We start from the raw sequence: 18924 nt of genomic DNA on the forward strand, positions 1-18924 counted from the left end.
ACCTCGGAGGTCGTCGTCCGGGGACGCAACGGCACCGCCCCCCTGCCCCTACACAATCACGCCTGCCCCGGCGTGCCCCACTTACGTCGTCCTCATCTCCCCGTCTCCCCAGGCCGCCCGCCGAATTGACCGGCCGCCAGGGCCAGCCAGCGCCGTCCCGCCTCCCGTGACCTCTCGCGGATCGCGCCGTCCGCCGTCCCTGACGTCAGGTCGGCGATGTCCTGCCGCTGTGTCTCGTCCTCCCCGGTCAGCAGATCGGCGCCGCAGCGCCGCCCGAGCCGGAACGCCATGTCGCGCAGGACCGAGGAGCACCCGAGGACCGGCTCCGCGCCCATGGCCGTGTGCAGCGCCACCGCCCCCTGATACGCGAACGCCCGCGCCCCCGACGCCCCGTCGCCCTCGACCAGTTCCCGCATCCCCTCGATGCGCCCGCGCCCCTCTGTCAGCGTCCCGGGCGTCCACAGCGCCTCCAACTCCGCTGCGTACGCCTCCAGATCCGCCGTGCGCCCGTCCCCGGCCACCACCCAGAACAAGATCGCCGCCGCCCGCTCCGCACAGGCCGCCCCGAACACCGCCGCCTGCTCCCGCGTCGCGCTCCGCGCGAACTCCCCCGTCACCGCCGCCGCCCCCCGACCTTCACTCGATAGATTCCCGCCGTGGGCACGGGACTTCACCCCAGATCGCGCGGCGGGTCGTACTCCTCGTCATGGCCGACGTAGAGACGCGTCGGAGGAATGGAGACCATACACACGTCTCCCGCTCGCAGCTCCGATGCCGCCGGGACGACCACTTCACTGGCGACCGTCTCCGTCAGCCCTGTTCGACCCATGTGTACCGCTCCCACACCGTCTGTCGGTCACTGGCCTCCAGGAGGACCTCGGGGCCCGTCGTGGGAGGTAGGAGACAGCCCTTCGGCCAGGTGATCTCCTCCCCTGCGACAGTGATCACCGTGTCTGCGGAGTCGTCGGACGTCTGAAGGTTGTAGAACGTCCGGTCCCGGAACAACGTGACCGTGGAGAACTCCGGCTCCACGGTCACGATGACGCAGTCGTCCTCACCGTCGTCCAGCGTCAGACCCATCGACGTGCCCGGCGGAACCGCGCCGACCACCGTTGCGAGGTCCGACAGAGGGACCTTCGAGTTCCGGTAGGACGGGTCCCACGTCTCCACGGTCACGACGCCACGTGTCATTGCGCCGCGAAGCCTCGGAGTACAGCGGCAAGTTGCTCGCTGTACGCGTCGCAGGATTCCTCAAGTCGCTGGCGTACGGCGGACGTCAGGAGATCCGCACCGGCCGGGGCGGCGAGAACGGCGTCGTGACACTCGGCCTCGACGGCGAGGTTCCGGGTGCCGAAATACCCCAGCCCGTAAACACGCAGGGACTCGTCGACATCAGCGAGCCAGCGCTCGCGGGTCTCTTCACCGGCGACCTCGGTGAGCGAGCCGGCCATGTAGTCGTCAAGGTAGACGGCCGTCGCGCGGGCGACGTCGATGATCCGCTCGGTGTCGGCCTCGCTCATCTCGCCGAGGGCGTCCGCGAGCATCAACCAGCCGTTGAGGGCTTCCAGTTGGAAGCTCTCCGCGAACTCCGGCTCGATCTCCGACTCGAACAGCGGGGCGGCGGTCAACGCGGCGACCGCCCGGGCGAACTCCGCACCGCTCCCGCCGTCCGCCACGTCCGCCCCGGCCCGGAGCAGCTCCGCGAGCGCCGCCGGGTCCACTCCCCACTCCTCGGGCATCGCCATACCGACCAACGGCCCCCGCAGTCGCCGCAGCGCGAAATACGCCGCCTGGCAGCGCTGCCCCCGCCCCATGGCCGCGACCTGCGCCGACAGCCCTTCGTTACTCAACCCGTCCGACCGACTCACCGTTCCGCCCACCTACCCGGTCCTCCCGGCACCGACAACGAATTCCGTCCTTGAGCGCTCGTCACACGATCACCATCTGACATCGAACCCTGGGTACCGAGCCGCCCAGTCCTTGGCAACCCGCTTGACGGTCGCCGCATCCACCGCGCTCACGGGTTCACCTCCACTGTCACGTTCACACCTCGCGGTTGATGCAACCTGTGACATCCCCCAGGACCGCAAGCAGGCAACGGAGTCGCGCTAGTGCTCTGACCGCTTAGAATTCGTCACACGATCTTGGCGAGTGCGGTCAGGTCGTAGTGTCCGTCGGCTTCATGCTTGCCTCGGTGCTCTACCAGGACTTCGGACCCGCCCGGTAGGGCTGCTCTCGCTGGCGGCCCGATCGTCTCTGGGTGATGCGCCGCGTGCTTCCGGTACGGTTCGCGGCATGACCGGCGTGTTCGACGTGGCCCAGGCTCTCTACGGGGGAGTCACCGACCGGGGGCGGGCGTGGGCCTTTGTCCGCGGCTTCGCCGCTGCTTGGGACGCACCGTTGACCGAGGATGACGGCACGCCGGCAGCGGAACTGGCGCAAGCCGAGGCGACGCTCGGCTGCTCCCTGCCGGCCGCGCTGCGCGAGGTCTACACGCTCCTGGGTACGCGGTCCGGCCTGATCGCCAACCAGGATCCGCTGCTGCCGCCCGCCGAGATGTTCGTGCATGACGAGTGCGGCGGTGTCCTCGTCTTCCGTAGCGAAAACCAGGGCTGCGCCTTCTGGGGCGTGCGCCTGCGCGACCTTGAGCAAGACGATCCGCCGGTGTTCGTCCAGGCGCGGCACGGCTGGGTACCGTTCTTGGACCGGGTGTCTCTGGCCTGCGTCGAGCTCGTACTGAGCGAGGCACTGTTCGGCAGCGGAGGTCGGCTGTACAACGCGTGCGAGCTGCCGGCGGACCTGCTTGGGACGGTGCCTGACCGCTTCCAGCGGGTCGCGCTGCCCGATTATCCGATGTGGACAGGGCCGGAGGACTTTCCAGTGCGTTGGTTCTCCGCCCCGGGAAAGCTGCTGCGCCAGGATGGCTTGGGCACCCACAGTTGGCTGCACGTCCGGGGCCGGACCATGGCCGACCTGGAGGCGATCTGCGAGACCGTCCCCGGCCGGTGGGCCCTGGGATACGCCGAGCCGCTGGACGCCGAGCCGCTGCCCTTCTGAAGCGTCATGATGCGGGTCTGTTAAGACGTCTCCAGCAGATGGGGCTGCGGACCAGAGATCCGAAGGCGTCGTGAAGTTTGGTGCGGCGTTCCCACCGAACAGCAAGTCCTTTGAAGTGGTGGAGCAGGGCAAACGTCTGCTCCACGACGCGGTCCGACCCAGTGGGATAATTGAGATTAAATTAGCCGCCAGGAAACCAGGACGGAACAAGGGATATCAGCTCTTGGTCCGTGGTACCACCTTCGGTCCAGCTCAACAATTCAAGCTTCATTTTTACTGACCAGCCATACTCTTTGCCGAGAGCGGATGCCGCGTTAATCTTCCTTCCGCCATTTTCCCCGAACGCCCGAAGAAAGGCGGCGATGTCGATAATCGATGCCCCTTCCCGCTGCATGCGGCCTGCCTCTGCGACCCAGTCATCGATGGACACCCTTGCACCCCTTAGGTCTCGTAAAAATTGGCTCAACCGTGGAGTGTGCCCCTGGCTCGCCAAACACGTTCAAGAGACCGTAGCGCACCGAAGCCGCTTCTCGTAGCCAATTTCCCCGGTCATGCGTGAAGATTGCCTCTTCCGCTGGCATGCCTTGACCCGTGAGCACATGAAAGTGGCCCGATTATCCTCAATAAGGTTGCCGTTGATAGAAAGGACTCGATCACCAGAGTAGCCAAGCGCCCCGCGAATAGGTATAAGAGCCAAGCGTCTCTGGTCAGCGTGCGTTTTGCGTTCCGCTGACGTCCGTGGTTTGCGGGAAAACCGTGGTTGTTGCCTTCACTACTGCCATCATACGATTCAGCCCAGGTACGGCCTCTCGCGAACGCAGAGTTGAGAGATTATCGTGGCGTCCGACTTGCCGACAGAGCCCATACGTCAGAGCTTGCGGATCACCACGACTCATCGCCCGTCAGGACGATGACCACCTCATCAGGCTCATCGGTTCCGTCTCCGTAGACGTCGACCCGATTTTCTACATTCGGAACGGGAATCAGCAGTCTCACCGATTCATTAGGATCCGAAATTTCGAGGGACGCCTTGGGGAGAGTCAGATTCCCTGAGTACACAAGAACCTTTCCACTCGGCTGGTAAGGCCCCTGCATACATTGGACTGACACCGGACCGCTGGCGGCTTGCTGCACCGCGATGAACAAGGAGTCCGGACCGCCGTGCACCACATCAGCAGCCGCGTCCCAACCTGCGTGGTTGTCAACACTCCCAGGCGCGGCAGCGACAACCAAACCGTGCGCGAATCTTGTCGTGCACGAGGCGAAAAGCATCATTGAATCCACCTACTGTCTCGGCTTCCACGCCGGGAAGTCGTAATACTCCTTGATCAGCGTTCGCACGATTCCACCCTGCTGTTTGGAACATGCCTTGCAGTGCGGATAGAGAGTCCACGGACCATTCGGGGAGAGCTTGTTCGGCGGGTTGTGGTCGCCAGTCCAGTGCCCATCCTTGTAGCCAGACTTTTCGGCACCGCAAGCAGCGCAACCGTTCCGATCCCCGAATTCATTGATCATCCGCTGCTCGTGAGCGAGAACAGTGTCTCCACGCTCAGCAGTAACCCCCTCCGCTTTCTGCCCCTTCAAGTTGGGCCCGAGAGTCAAATTGCAGAGATCGCCTTCATTTACATTATGAACGAGGACCGGCGTCTCGCCCGCCAGCACATAGTACGTGTGACACTCCACCCTGCTCTACGTGCGTTTTGGCAGGTGGGCGGGGCTTTGGCGGTCCGTCAGGGTCCCTTGTCGTGCGCCGATGTGCGTGGTTGTTGCTGGCACTACTGCCGTCAGTGGTCTAGACCTGTATGGCTACTTGAGATGTTCAGTGAGGTCGTCCACGGTCCAGTCGGCCTGGCGGAGGAGGGGGCCCCGACGGCAACACCCACCCCCCGCCCTCGTACGCCAACGCCGGCGTACTCACCGATGCCATCCGCACCGCCGCACCGTGCGCCCGCATCTCCGTCGACTCCGCGGTCGGGGAACGCGACCTCGCCTGGGGCCAGCAGCTCGACGTACGCGAGATCGCCGCCTTCGGCACCGACAGCGAACTCACCGACCAGGCGGTCGCCGCCTACGTGGCCAAGTACGCCGCCAAGTCCGCCGACGCCTCCGGCACCCTCGACCACGCCCTGTTCTGCCGTCCCTGCCAGGGACGCGGCGCCACCCTCCTGTCCCACGGAACCCCGCTCCCCTGCACCGCATGCGATGGCACGGGGCAGGCCCGGCCGCTGCCCCGGCTCGCCGTCACCCGGCACGTGCGGCAAATGATCCGCACCTGCTGGGAACTGGGCCGCCTGCCGGAGTTCGCCGAACTCAAGCTCTGGAAGTGGGCGCACATGCTCGGCTTCCGGGGCCATTTCTCCAGCAAGTCCCGCTCCTACTCCACCACCCTCGGTGCGCTGCGCGACGCCCGCCGCGCCTGGCGCACCGAACAGGCCCGCACCCATACCGGCCTGCCCGAGTCTGACCCGACGACCACCCTCGTCACCGGCACCTGAACTACCTCGGCTCGGGCTACAGCCCCGGCGCGGCCCTCCTCGCCGCCCACGTGTGGCACCGCAGGGAACTGGAGCGGCAGTTCGTGGCCGAAGGAGGCTGCTGATGACCTCGCCCCCGCTCGCCGTCCTCCACGAGGAAGCAGCACCGGCGCTGGATCTGCTCACGGTGCCCCAGGTCAGGCCCGTCCCCAGTTCGGCCGCTCCGCCGTCTACGAGCTGCTCCGCACCGGCCAGCTCGCCTCGATCACCCTCGGCCGTGCCCGCCGCATCCCCACCCACGCCCTCACCGACTTCATCCGCACCCGCCTGGGACAGGAAGCCGCCTGATGACCACACCCCGCCCCGCATCGTCCTGCCGCTCCGGCACCCGCGAGAACGGAGACGGAACCCTCTACCAGCGCAAGGACAGCCGCTGGGAAGCCGCCGGATACGTCCTCTCCCCCGGCAACACCCGCAAGCACGTCCGCGTCTACGGCACCACCCGCAAGGACGCCCTGGCCAAGCTCACGAGAAGATCGCCGCCAGCAACCTCGGCCTGCCCGTCCCATCCGCGCAGGCAGCGTGGCTGCCTACCTGACGTACTGGTTGGAGACCGTTGCCATGCACCGGCTCCGCGGGAACACCCACACCCGCTACACCGCGGTCACCCGCCTCTACCTCATCCTCATCCCCGGCCTCGGACGGTAGAAGCTCGCCAAGCTCACCGCCAAGGACGTCCACACCTGGCTCAACCAACTCCGCACCACTTGCCAGTGCTGTGCCCGCAGCATCGACGCAAGCCGTGATCAACCCCGTTACAGCGCCGCCACCAGACCATGCTGCTCCAAGCGCCTCTCACCGATGACGCCGACCTACATCCACTCCGTCCTCAAGTACGCCCTGGAACACGCCATGCGCGAGGAGGAGATTCCGCGCAACGTTGCCCGCAACGTCCGCACCGGCCCCCCTCGGCCCCGACGCTTCGAACCCCTCACCGCTGAAGAAGCCCGCCAACTCCTCGCCGCCGCGAACGAACACCGGCTGCACGCCCTGTTCGAACTCGTCCTCCACACCGGGCTCCGCAAGGGCGAACTCCTCGGCCTGCACTGGGAAGACCTCGACCTTGTCGCGGGCACCGCCGCGATCCGCCGAACCTTGCAGCGCACGGCCGCAGGCGGGCTCACCACGCTGCCCACCAAGACCTGGGCCTCCGAACGCCGCATCGCCCTCCCTACCCGCTGCGTCCAATCGCTGAAGCACCCACAGCGCAGAGTCGACCGATCGACCCGACAAACCTCACCCGCACCTTCATCGCGCTCCTCCAAAAGGCCGGCCTCCGCCGCATCCGCTTCCACGACCTCCGCCACTCCACCGCCACCCTGCTCCTGGAACAGGGTGGCGAACTCGTCGTGATCAAGGAACTCCTCGGACACGCCCACATCGGCGTCACTGCCACGGTCTACGCCCACGTACGCATCCGCCTCCAGCGCGACGCCATCGACCTCCTCGGCCGCACCCTCGGCAAGTCCTCCGAGGCCGCCACCAACCCCGACGACGGCGACGGCCCGCCGCTTTGTGCAGCACCCGTCCGCTGACGTTGCCGTCAACTACTGCCGTCAAGACGCCATGTAGCCCTCCCCGGAACAGCTCCGGGAAGGGCGACATGGGTTTTCAGATACTTACCTTATGACGCGGACTCTTGAGTTAAGATCGCCTCTCAAATTTCCCAGTTGTTTAGTTCGGCAAACGCCTCGATAGAAGGAGTCAGTTGCACGGAAAATGCGCTTGCTGATACCTGCGCCTGGGTTGCCACCGAGCGTCCAATCACACCTTGAGCGGAATCTTCTGACCCCTGAGAAAGAAGCGCAAGGACCTCACGCTCGGCGTCAATCTCCATTTGCACTAGCAGCCCTGGAGGAGGAGGCTCTTCTCCGTATCTTACAATTACGGGATTTTCTCCTGACAGCTTGAAATCGAGCATGGAGAGCAGTGACCTGAGGGTATTGATAGACATCTCCGCCTTCGGGGCTGAAGGCCTCAAGGAGACGGCAAGAGCATTTCCCACGAGCCCCACCGCCTGAGCCACATAGAACTCTGGGCGATAAGAATCACCCTCGCCGTCCTGAGGTTCCATCTCCAGCCCATCCAACGCCTCGGCGCATTCGTCCTGGACAGACTCGCCAGCAGCTGCCGCCCAAGCAAGCTCAAGCGAGGCATCGACCCACGTCAAGTACTCCGAAGGGCCTAGGGCTCGACAGAAAGTCACCCCCCGTTCCGCGGCTGCAGCACAGATCAGCATCAGCTCAGAGTCCGAAGCGTTCGAAATTGCCTGAATTTCTGACGGAATCTCCATGCCCCTCTAGCCTCCAGTGGCCCAGAAGATTGTGAATGGGGAGTTTTGTGCAGCATGACCGCGGATTCCTGCGCCACCCAACGTCACCCCGCGAACGTTCAGCATGGGCGAACAGATGGCAACGCAGAAGTTTCGCGATGCCGCACCGAACACTGCATGCTCATTTGGCCCCAAGCTGTTAAGGATCCCTTCCTCTGCATGTCCAGCCGCCTGCACGAATTCCTCTCCCGGTCGAAGCGTCCACCCGGAAGGCATTGCGCCGCCCCCATTGATTCCGATCCGAGTGGTGAACGTCTTCGTCTGAGAGTTGAAGACACCCATTACCGCCGTGGTGCCCTTCACGTCCGCCATGAAGTAATCATTGCGGGACGCCTGCAACTCTTCCGCACGGTTGAGAGCAAGCATCGCATCGTCTTCAGTTGCAACCCCAGGACCACAGTTGTGAACCAGGACCGGAGTAACCCCCGCCAGCACATAGTACGTGTGGAGGTCGCCGATGGTCAGGTCGTATGTGGTGGTGTGGGCGTGGAAGAGGCGGACGGTGGTGATCTGGGCGGTGCCGGTGGGGGTTTGGAGGAGGTCGCCCTGGTGGAGGTCCTTGGCCTCGACGAAGGCGGACTGGGTCTCGTCGTAGAAGGGGTGGTGGAAGGTGGTGGTGAGGTGGCCGTTCGCGGGCGTCGGGGCGGCCGGGGAGACCGCCGCCACCGGGGCCGTGGCCGGGTGGGAGTCGGCCGCGTGGTGGGTCGCGCCCAGGGCGCCCAGGACCGCCGCGGAGGCCGCGAGGCCGAGGGCCGCGCGCCGGATCACCTTCTTCGCGGCGGACGTCACGGCGTTGGCCGCGACCGGCTTCACCCCGACGTCCACGAAATCGTGGTCCGTCGTCGTCACGATCACCGCGGTGACCTTGTGGCTCTGCGTGCCGGAGGCACCCGGCACCGAGTTGACGACGGAGTCGCCCACCTTGATCCGGTCGATGGCCTTGGTGCCGCCGCCCGCCATGAGGACACGGGAGCCGGCCGTGAAGCTGTGGCAGGTCCCGCTGTCGGTGGCCGACTTGGCGGCGCCCGACTCGCCCTGGCGCGCCGCGGTCTGGGTGGCGTCGCCCGCCGCCGCCTCCTCGGCCTCGGTGGCGCCCTTGCCGAAGAGCCCGCCGACGGCCTCCATCGCCTTGGGGGCGAACTTGCTGAGCACCTTGCCGCCCAGCGACCCGAGCGCCCCGCCGATCGCGCCCGCGACGGCGCCCGTCACGGCGGAGGTCGCGAAGGCGCCCGCGCTGCACGCCGCGCCGCCCGCCTCGGCGCACTTGAAGCCCTGCTCGACCAGTGACCCGGCCGCGCCCGCGACCGCCGCGCAGCCGATGGAGCCGACGCCCGCCGTGACCGCCTCGCAGCCCATGAAGACGGCGGTGGAGACCACGAAGGACGTGATGGCCGCCGCATGGTGCTTGGCGTAGGTGGCCGCGGTTTTCACGGCCTTGACGGTGGCGTGATACGCGGTTCTGGATGCCTTCGCCACCGCCTTGGCGGTCTTCTTCACCGCGTGGACCACGCGTTTCGCGACCTTCTTGACCGCGTGGTAGGCCGAGTGGACGGCGTGCACGGCGGCGTGGACGACGCGTTTCACCTTGCGCGCCGCGTAGTGGTAGACGCGGCGGGTGTAGCGGACGGTGGCGCGGTAGACGTCCCGCACGTGGTGGACGACCCTCTTCACCACGCGCTTGGCGGCGTGCACGACCTTGTGCACGATCGGCGGCGTGTAGTGGTAATAGGCGTACGAGGCGTAGAAGTTGAAGGAGCTCCAACTGCTGGAGGCGTACGAGGTGGCCGCGTGGTAGGTGCTGCTCACCGCGTGGCTGACGGCGTGGCTCGCCGCGTGCCAGACGCTGCCCAGGCCCCAGTTGCCCGAGGGGTCCGTGCCGTCGAGCGGGTTGTCGCCGACGTACGCGAAGGGGTTGGCCGCCGCCTCGTTCGGCACCGGGTTGACGGACGCGGAGTCCTTGTTCATGAAGGTGCCGGTCGCCGGGTTGTACCAGCGTGACGCGGTGCCGACCTTGCCGGTGTCGGCCTCCGTCCAGCCGGACTGGAAGCCGAGGTGGCCGATGAGCCCGTTGTTGGCGGTGACCTTGCCCATCGGGTCGTACGTCGTGGAACCGGCCAGGGTGGTCGCCCCCGGCGCGAAGTTCCCGATGACGTCGTCGTGGCTGTCGGTCAGGGCCAGTTGGCCGGTGCCCGGCGCGGTGCCGCCGTTGATGCCGATCAGCGAGCCGCCGGGATCGTACGTATAGCTGTAGTTGCCGTCCGCGGCGATGGTGTTGTCGGCGCCCGAGTACTGGAAGGCGCGCGAGGACTGGTCGGCCGAGTTGGCGTCGGTGATGTTCCGGCCCGACGCGTCGAGCGTGTACGAGTGCGTGCCCGCGGTGATCTGGTTGTTGTACGCGTCGGTGGAGTAGGCGACTTGGCCGTTGGCGGTGGAGGTGTCCGAGGTCATGGTGCCGCGCGCGGAGTACGCGTAGCTGTGGACGCCGTCCGAGGTGAGCTGGTCGCGGGCGTCGTAGGTGTAGACGTCGGCGCCGACGCGGGTGCGGTTGCCGGAGTCGTCGTAGGAGTAGTTCGTGGTGGCCGTGCCGTTGTTCCACGAGCTGAGGCGGTCGGCCTGGTCGTAGGTGTAGACGTTGTTGGAGGCGCCCGCGACCCCGACGGTGTTCTTCGACGTCAGGTTGCCGTTCCTGTCGTAGCCGTAGGTGATGGCCGACAGTGTGCTGGCGCCCTGCGTCAGGGTGTCGCCGGTGAGGTCGTGCGCGGTGTTGTACGTGAAGGTGCGGGTCGGGCCGCTCGCGCCGTACTTGACCGACGCGGTCTGGTTCAGCGTGTTGTAGCCGTAGGTGAGCGCGGTGCCGGAGGCCGCGTCGTTGAGCGTGGACAGCCGGCCCGCGGTGTCGTAGCCGTAGGAGGTGGTGCCGGCCGCGTCCGAGCGGGTCAGCGGTGAACCGTCGTCGTTGTAGGTGAAGTTGGACGAGCCGCCGGAGCCGCCCGCCGACGTCAGGTCGCCGCGGTCGTCGTAGCTGAACGTCTCGTGGGTGGCGGCCTGGTGGTCCTTGGCGCCGGTGGTGCCCGCCTCCGCGGTGTCGGCGGCGGTCACCTGGTTGTCGTGGTCGTAGGTGAAGCTGCGGGTCGCGGTGGCGGCGTCGGCGCCCTGTCCCGAGGCGGTCTTCAGATTGCCGAGCTGGTCGTACGTCATCGTGTGGGTGACGCCGCCGGGCAGCGTGCTGGAGACCAACTGCCCGTCGAGGTCGTAGACGTTGGTGGTCGTGGAGTCGGCCGCCGAGCCGTACTGGGCGGTGGCCGGCTGCTTCACCGTCTCCTGCTGGCCCCACGGGGTGTATCCGTACAGCCAGGAGTTGTTGCGGCCGTCGGTGAACCGGGTCCTGTTGCCCGCCGCGTCGTACCCGAAGGACGTGGTGATCGAGGTGGTCGCGGTGACCGGCTGGATCTCCTGGGTGACGGTGCCCGCCGCGTCGTACGTGAAGTGGCTGGTGTTGCCGTTCGCGTCCGTGGAGGCGGTGAGGTTGCCGACGCCGTCGTAGACCTGGTGGGTCTGCCTGAGCTGCGTGTTGGCGGCGTCGTACTGGGTGCTCAGCGTCGGGTTGCCCGCGACGTCGAAGTCGGTCTCGGTCCAGGTGTTGTCCGGCTGGATCGTCTTCTGCCGGTTCCCCATGAAGTCGTACGTGTACTTGGTGGTGTTGCCCGCGCCGTCGGTGACCGAGGTGACCTCGCTGGCCCGGTCGTACCCGTAGGTGGTGGTGACCCCGGCGGGCGTCGTGGTCGACGCCAGATTCGCGCCGTACGGATTCCCGGTGGTCACCGCGTACGAGTTGGTGGTGGTCAGCACCCGGTTGGAGGGGAAGCGCTCCAGCGTGGTCGCGGTGACCTGCCGGCCGAGGTAGTCCCAGGTGGCCTGGGTGACGGCCCCGGTGCCGTCCGTCACCGAGAGTTGGTCGCCGTTGGTGTCGTACGTGGTGTGCAGCTTGGTGCCGTCCGGCTCGGTGACCTGCGCGAGGTCGCCGAGCTGGTCGTACAGGAAGCCGGTGGTCTTCCCGCCCGGCGTGGTGGAGGAGATCTGGTTGCCGTCGGAGTCGTACGACCAGGTCGACGTGGCCGCCAGCGGGGCGGACGCGCCCGCCGGGGTGTACGGCGGCAGGGTCTCGGAGACCTTGTTGCCGTTGGCGTCGTAGACCGTGGTGGTCTGGTTGCCGGTCGGATCGACCTCTTCGACGGCCTCGCCGAAGGTGTCGAATCCGCTGGTGGTGACCGGCCGTTGGGTGACCGGCTGGCCGCCGCCGGTCTCGACCTGGACGGCGGGTGCGGTGGTGACCGCCAGATTCCCCGCCTCGTCGTAGGAGTAGTCGGTGGTGAAGTTGTCCGCGTCGGTCATCGACTTCGGCAGCCCGCGCTTGTCGTACGTGTAGCGGGTGGTCTGCTCGGTGGAGGAACCGACGGTGCCGCCGGTACGGCCGTTGCCGTACAGCGTGTTGACCTCGGTGCCGGTCAGCGCGCGCGGGTAGACCTGCACGTTGGAGACCGCGCCGGGCAGGAAGTCGGTCGGCGCGCCGTTGTACTTGCCCGCGCCGATGGTCAGCGGGCCGTTCGCGGACCACGGCGCGGTGTTGGTGCCGCTGCCGGACAGCGCGCCGTTGACGTAGATCTGGCTGGCGCCGTTGGCGACGTTGTACACGCCGACCACGTGCGTCCAGGTGTTGGTCTTGGGCACGGCGGTGGAGTACGCGGACGGGAAGGTCGGCGCGGCCGTGTCGGCGCTGGTCTGCTCCATGCTCCACAGCGGCGCGCTGGTGTGCGCGTAGTTGTACTGGAGGTAGAAGGCGCTGGCCGTGGTGCCGCCCTGGGCGACGATCGTCGCGTTGTGGGTCGGCAGCGACGCCATGTTGACCCAGGCGGAGACCGTGTAGGACCCGGCGGTGTTGAGCACCGGGCCGTTGGTGGCGATCTGCTGGCCGGAGGTGCCCGCGAAGGTCGCCGCGTCGCCGCCCCAGGTGACGCCCGAGGCGGCGCCGGTGTAGCCGCTGCCCGAGGTGTCGGTGACGGTGGAGCCGGTGGTCTGGTCGAGCTTCCACCAGGCGGAGGGGTGTCCCGAGGCGTCGCCGTGCAGCGTCTCGGTCAGGGTGTTGCCCGCCGCGTCGTAGGTGGAGGAGGTGGTGCGGTCGAAGCCCGAGGAGTCGTGTTCGTTCTGGGTGGCGACCTGGTCGTCCGGGGTGAAGGACACGCTGGTCACCCGGTCGACGCCGGTCGGGTCCACGGTGGTGCTCGTGGTCCTGGAGGCCGCGTCCACCGTGAAGTTGACGACCGTCTGCCCGTTGTCGGTGGTCTGCGACAACTGGTTCCCGGCCGCGTCGTACGTGGTGGTCTGGAGCACCGTCGAGGCCGTGCCGTCGGCGCTCTTCTTGCTCGCGGTGACCGCCAGGCCGTTGTCGGTGTAGGTGTACGACGTCGTGGCGCCCATCGAGTCGGTCACCGACGCCAGCCGGCCCGCCGGGTCGTACGCCCGCGAGGACTCCGTCAGCGTGGTGGCGGCCTGCGGGCTGACCGGGTCGCCGGTGTACTGGAGCGTCTGGGTCAGCAGGTGCCCGTTGTCGTCGTACGTGTAGTTGGTGACCGTGCCCGACTTGGACACTTCCTGCGTCTTGTTGCCCGACGTGTCGTACGTGTACGTCGTCGTCCCGCCGTTGGCGCCGCCCGCGTTGGCGTTGGCGTCGGTCTGGGTGAGGACGTGGTCGTACGCGTCGTAGGTCTGGGTCTCGGTCCGGGGCGCGTCGCCGCCGCTGAGGTCCTTGACCGTCTGCGAGGTGATGTCGCCGTCGGCGTCGAAGACCGTGGTGGTGGCCGCCGCGTGGGTGGCGCCGGTGACCCGGTCGGTGAGCTGCGGGTCGTCCTCCTCGGTGATCTGCCCGGCCTTGTCGTACGTGTAGGACGTGGTCAGACCTGCGGGGTAGGTGTCGGAGACGGCCTTCTTGGTGAGCACCTGCCCGAGGCCGTCGTAGGTGTAGTTGGTGACCAGGCCCACCGCGTCGGTGGAGGAGGCCACGTCGCCGTTGTGGAAGTAGGACACGGAGTTGACCGCGCCGCCGGGCGAGACCGACCGCACCGGCAGGCCCTTGGGCACGTTCCCGCTGTCGGCGGCGGGGTAGGTGGCGGTGCCGTCGCTGAACACGGTGGTCGAGGCGCGCCCGTTGGGGAAGCCCGCGACCGGCGGTCCGGTCACCGCGGTCTCGTCGCCGAACGCGTCGTAGGTGTACGAGGTCAGGTACGTGGGGTCGGTCGCCGAGGAGGAGCGGCCGTCCCGCTCGGTGAGCAGCACGTCGTTGCGCGGGTCGGCGGTGGTGAGCTGTTCCGTCGTGTCGTCGGGGAAGTACGTGTAGTACTCGGTGGAGCAGACCTTGGCCGCCTGATTCTGGCAGGTGGTCGAGGAGACGACGTTGCCGCGGACGTCGTGGCCGGTGACGGTCATCGCGCCGTTGGGGTCGGTGACCGTGTGCTCGTAGCCGCCGGTGTCGTAGCCGAAGCTGGTCCTGTTGCCGAGGCCGTCGGTCTCGGTGAGCTGGCGTTCGTTGTTGACGACGTCGTAGGTGTACGTCGTCACCTTGTTCGCCGGGGAGGTGACCTTGACGGTCTCCACCGGCAGCAGGCCGGTGGAGTTCTTGCCCGCCTGGAAGTGGCTCTCGGCGTCCTGCGCGGTCAGCGCGGTGCGGTAGGTGGCGACGTCGGCGAGCGTGCCGTTGAAGTAGGCGACGGTGCCGTTGGTCAGGCCGGTCCAGCCGGAGCCGGTGGTGCCCGCGCCGATGTAGGCGGTGGTCCTGGCGCTGTTGGACAGCGCGGCCGTGGCCGTCTTGGTCGCGGCCTGCGCGCCGTCGAGGTACAGGGTCTGGCTGGTGGCTCCGGCGCTGAGCAGCACATGGTGCCACTTGCCGTCGGTGACGGTGCCCGTGGTGCCCATCTGCACCGAGCCGGACGTGGTGTAGAAGCCGCCGTAGAGCTTGCCGTCGCTGCCGATCCACAATTGCGGTGTCGTGGAGGAGACGGTCGAACCGATCGCGGCGCTCTGCGTGTTGAGCAGGATCGCGCCGCCGTGGGTGGTGCTGAACCACAGTTCGGCCGAGGCCGCGGTGTCCCCGGTCACGGTGTCGGGCACCTTCACCCAGGAGCTGGTCCCGTTGAACGTGGCGGCCTTCTGGTCGCTGAACGGCCCGGTCGCGCCGAGCGTCACCGCGTTGTACGTACCGGTCCCGCCGCGCGTCTCGTCCAGCGCCGTGGTGGCGCCCGCGGGTTCGCCCAGCCGGAAGTACGTGGCGGGCGCGCCGCCGAGCACCGCGCCGCGGTAGGTCTGGCTGGAGCCGGTGACGGTCGGCGCGCCGAGCTTCCAGACGCCGCCGTTCTCGTCGGTGAGCTGGGTCAGCGCCGTGGTCGCCGGGTCGTACGTCATGGCGTGGTACGTCTTGGCGGACGGTCGGGTGACCGTGCTCAGCAGGCTCGCGGCGTGGGTGCCGTAGGTGCGCAGCGCGCTCGCGTCGGCGGCGACCAGCGGGCGGTCGTACCAGGCGGCGTCGGCGATCGCGCCGTTGAAGTACGTGGCGTAGCCGGTCTTGTCGGTGGTGCTGGAGTGCGGCTGGTCGGGCCAGGCCCCGCCGAGGAAGCCCGCGCCCAGGGTGTTGTACGGCTGGTTCTTGCCGAAGGCGATGCCGGGCTGGATGGAGATCGAGCCGGACACCGAGCCGACCTTGGCGCCGTCCAGGAAGAGGGTCTGGCTGTTGCCCGCGGCGGACAGCACCATGTGGTGCCACTTGCCGTCGGCGACCGAGGCGGTGGTGCTGATCGGCGCGATGCCGCCGCTGTACCAGAATTCGGCCTTCAGTTTGCCGTCGGTGCCGACGTAGGCGGCCGGGGTGTAGCCGCCGGGCGAGTCGCCCGCGGTGACCGGCTGCGAGGCGTAGGAGTAGAGCACGCCGGGCCCGGCGGAGGTCTTGAACCACAGCGACAGGGCGCCGGAGTCGGTGTTGTTGCCCATGTCGAACGGGAGGGTGGCGTACGAGCTGGTGCCGTTGAACCCGATGGCGGTGGCGGCCGATCCGGTGAGCGGGCCCGCCTGGCCGTAGGTGACGCCGCTGTACGCGAGGTTCTTGGTGCCCTGGTTGGCGAGGACCGCGTCCTTGCCGACGGTGCCCGACGCCTCGGACATCGGCCACACCGCCCGCGGGTCGAGGTCGAGCGCGGCGTTCTGGTACTGCGATCCCGCGGTGTAGTTGTACGCGGTGCACTGCGTGCTGGAGATCGGCGAACAGACCTTCGTGAGCTGGTCGTTGGTGTAGCCGTACGTCCAGGTCTGCGCGGAGTTCGGGTCGGCCGCGGTGACCGGGTCGGTGACGACGGTGGCGACGTGCGCGGCGCTCGCGCCGGTGGGTGTCTGCCAGGTCAGGTGCAGGGCGCGGGCGGAGGTCACCGAGGTCATGGTGGTGACGTGGCCGCTGGTCCAGGTGAAGGTGACGGCGCGGCCGTTGGCGTCGGTGACCGAGGTGATGCCGTACGCGCCGGAGCCCAGCGACTGGGTGAAGGCGTAGACGGTGGCGTTCTTGTCGGTCAGCGTGTAGCCGCCGGTGACGGCCTTGAAGGTGGCGAAGCGGCCCGCGGGCGGCGAGTAGCTGCCGTCGCCGTTCTTGCCGAAGCCGACCTGGGAGCCGTCCGGGTAGGTGACGACGTTGGAGACGACGGCGCCCGCCGGGTTGTACTGCTCGGTGGCGCGGGCGTCGAAGATGCTCGACCAGCCCGCGCCGAACGCCCCGGTCCAGCGCGGGTCACGGGAGTTGTAGTCGCGGTCGACGTCGAGGCTCGGGCCGACGGTGGAGACGGTCGCGTCGGTGTCGGAGGTGGTGTAGTTGCCGATCGACGGGTCGTAGCCGTGGTCGCTGCTGTTCTGGGACAGCCCCGAGGTGATCAGCGGCTGCGGGACCTGGATCGCCATCTGGTACCAGGTGGCGCCGGAGTACAGCCCCGCGTCCTGCGACTGCACCGTCCAGGAGTAGCTCTGGCCCCACTTGAGCTTGCCCGCCGGGACCGTCCAGGAGCCGGTGGTGAGCAGTCCGGAGTCGACGACCTTGGTGTTGGTGTTGTCGTAGATCTGGAAGTCGTACTTGGTGGTGGTGTTCGCCTGCGAGTTGGCGCCGCCGGACCAGGCGGTCAGTTGGGGGGTGGTGGTGTACTCCACCTCGTTGTCGTTGGGGTACTGCTGGTAGACCTGCGGCGGGGTGGTGCCGGTGTACGTGACGTCGATGTACGGGCCCTTGCCCGCGTCGGCGAAGGAGCCGAACTGCTTCCAGTGCAGGGCGTCGGTGGTGGCCGCGTAGACCGCGAGGCCGTAGTCGGGGGTGGTGCCGTTCATCCAGCCCTGGATGGAGGCGGTGGTGAGCGGCACCTCCACCGCGTTGCCCTTGGTGGGGTCGGCGGCGGTGTTGGCGCAGGCGATGGGGACGCTGGGCGTGAGGTTGCCGATGGACGCGCCGTGCGAGGGGCCGGGGTAGGTGGTGACGCCGGTCGGGGTCCACGGCGCGGTGATCAGCGCGACGTCGAAGCGCTCGGCGGTGCAGGTGGAGGCCCAGGTCTCGAACAGGTGCAGCGACGCGGCGGTCACGGTGACCTTGGAGCCGTCCCAGCCGCCGTACCAGTGGTTGACGAAGGTGTTGGCGGAGTGCGTGCCGGAGTCGTACGAGCCGATCTTGACGGTCTGCTCGAAGGAGTGGTCGCCCGCGGGGTTGCCGGACTCGGCGTAGGTGGTGGTCCAGCCGTCGACGATGCTGGGGTCGACGGTGACGGGGAAGACCCGCGCGGGGTCGTGCAGCCACGCCGGGTCGAGGGTGACCTTCAGGGCGGTGCCGCCGTGGTCGGCGACCAGCCGGTAGTCGACCGCGTAGGTCGTGGTCGGCTCGCCGGAGCGGCGGTCGACCTTGGAGTCGTAGGCGTAGGCGCGCGGTATCCGGGCGGTCACCTTGCCCGCGGCGTCGCGCAGTTCGACCGAGCCGTCCTTGACCTGGACGGGGGTCAGGCCCTGGAGCCTGAGCGGGAAGAGCCAGGAGTTGGCGGCGCTCGCCGCGTGCAGGACGACGGCTTCCTTGACGCCGGTCGCGGACGGGGCGACGACCAGGTCGGTGCGCGGCAGGGCGTCCGGGTACGTGACCCGGTCGCCCGACACGGCGGCGGTGACGTCGGCCGCGCCGGACAGGCCGTACGCGACGGAGTGCGCGGCGTCGGTGCGCAAGGTGGCGAGGTCCGGCGCGGAGGAGCGCGGCGCGAAGTCGACGCCGAGAGAGTTGGCCGCCTCGTGGAGGCGGCCGTCGGCCCGGCGGTGCACGCTGGTGTCGATCGGCTGCCAGGCGCCGTGCGCGTCCCGGTAGTTGACCGGCGTCTGCGACACGCGGCGGGTGTGCGTGCCGTCCGCGTTGTCGAACACCGTGACGGTGTCGGTCGACTTCGCCGCGTTCCGCTTGCTGGTGCGGGCGGAGTAGCCGCCGACGACACCGCTGCGGCCGGACGTGGACGCCTTGCGGAACGGGTGGTAGGCGTCGAGTTCGCCGGGCGCCTTGCCGGGCTTGTGCCCCGCGCCGACGTGCGCGCGGGTGGAGTCCGCGGTCGCCCGGTGGCTGTGCCCGGCGGCGGTGCCGCTCTCCTGCTGCGGCACGCGCCCCCAGTGCGGGTGCTTCAGCCACGCGGTGAGCGAGGCGAGGCTGGGCATCGACAGCGCGGGCAGGGTCGCCCCGTCCGCCGCCGCCTGCTCCGTGGTCAGCACCAGTGCCAGCGCGATCAGCGACAGCATCGCGGTGGCACGCAGCCACCGGCGACGGAGGGTTGTTCTCCGGGACGAACGACGGGCGAAGGATGCGCGCACGGCACAGGCTCCTGACAGGATCGACACAGAAAACTTGCCGATCGTGACCGTTTTCCTCACCCGCGGATAGATCGTGGGGACGATCCGGGGACACTCTTT

7 protein-coding genes and 3 pseudogenes are annotated in these 18924 nt (G+C 68.1%); 4 read left to right on the forward strand and 6 right to left on the reverse strand.

Annotated elements, in window-relative coordinates; all coding sequences use genetic code 11:
* Positions 1-92 precede the first annotated feature (92 nt).
* The 3 genes from ACIO6U_RS06590 to ACIO6U_RS06600 form a co-directional block, all read right to left on the reverse strand.
* On the reverse strand, positions 93-617 hold the full coding sequence (locus ACIO6U_RS06590; RefSeq protein ID WP_401716132.1) for a hypothetical protein: 525 nt from the start codon (positions 615-617) through the stop codon (positions 93-95).
* Between the two features lie 193 nt (positions 618-810).
* Positions 811-1176 carry a hypothetical protein gene (locus ACIO6U_RS06595; protein ID WP_391162296.1) on the reverse strand — a complete coding sequence of 122 codons (366 nt, stop codon included), beginning with the start codon at positions 1174-1176 and terminating at the stop codon, positions 811-813.
* 11 nt (positions 1177-1187) lie between these two features.
* The gene (locus tag ACIO6U_RS06600) at positions 1188-1850 is read right to left on the reverse strand and encodes a hypothetical protein (RefSeq protein WP_401716135.1); all 663 of its coding nucleotides are present in this window, start codon (positions 1848-1850) and stop codon (positions 1188-1190) included.
* A 445-nt stretch (positions 1851-2295) separates the two neighbouring features.
* On the opposite strand from ACIO6U_RS06600, the gene ACIO6U_RS06605 reads away from it, so the two are divergent.
* Positions 2296-3057: an SMI1/KNR4 family protein gene (locus tag ACIO6U_RS06605; RefSeq protein WP_401716138.1), complete on the forward strand. Its 762-nt coding sequence runs from the start codon at positions 2296-2298 to the stop codon at positions 3055-3057.
* Between the two features lie 181 nt (positions 3058-3238).
* On the opposite strand, the gene ACIO6U_RS06610 is transcribed toward ACIO6U_RS06605, so the two are convergent.
* The gene (locus tag ACIO6U_RS06610; RefSeq protein ID WP_401716141.1) at positions 3239-3487 is read right to left on the reverse strand and encodes a hypothetical protein; all 249 of its coding nucleotides are present in this window, start codon (positions 3485-3487) and stop codon (positions 3239-3241) included.
* Between the two features lie 1492 nt (positions 3488-4979).
* Here ACIO6U_RS06610 and ACIO6U_RS06615 point away from each other — a divergent pair.
* The 3 pseudogenes from ACIO6U_RS06615 to ACIO6U_RS06625 all read left to right on the forward strand — a co-directional run.
* Positions 4980-5552 (forward strand): annotated as a pseudogene (locus ACIO6U_RS06615) (replication initiator); the annotation flags it as partial.
* A 103-nt stretch (positions 5553-5655) separates the two neighbouring features.
* Positions 5656-5879 (forward strand): annotated as a pseudogene (locus tag ACIO6U_RS06620) (helix-turn-helix domain-containing protein).
* Positions 5879-7126: pseudogene (locus ACIO6U_RS06625) on the forward strand (tyrosine-type recombinase/integrase). Before ACIO6U_RS06620 ends, ACIO6U_RS06625 begins: the two co-directional pseudogenes overlap by 1 nt.
* A 122-nt stretch (positions 7127-7248) precedes the next feature.
* Here ACIO6U_RS06625 and ACIO6U_RS06630 read toward each other — a convergent pair.
* Both ACIO6U_RS06630 and ACIO6U_RS06635 read right to left on the reverse strand, forming a co-directional pair.
* Positions 7249-7884, reverse strand: a complete 636-nt coding sequence (locus ACIO6U_RS06630) for a hypothetical protein (RefSeq protein WP_401716143.1) — start codon at positions 7882-7884, stop codon at positions 7249-7251.
* Positions 7885-7890: 6 nt separating this feature from the next.
* Positions 7891-18825, reverse strand: coding sequence for a LamG-like jellyroll fold domain-containing protein (locus ACIO6U_RS06635; RefSeq protein WP_401716146.1), 10935 nt, complete (start codon positions 18823-18825; stop codon positions 7891-7893).
* Between the last annotated feature and the right edge of the window lie 99 nt (positions 18826-18924).

The organism is Streptomyces sp. NPDC087422 (genome assembly GCF_044744145.1).
Classification (GTDB): Bacteria; Actinomycetota; Actinomycetes; order Streptomycetales; family Streptomycetaceae; genus Actinacidiphila.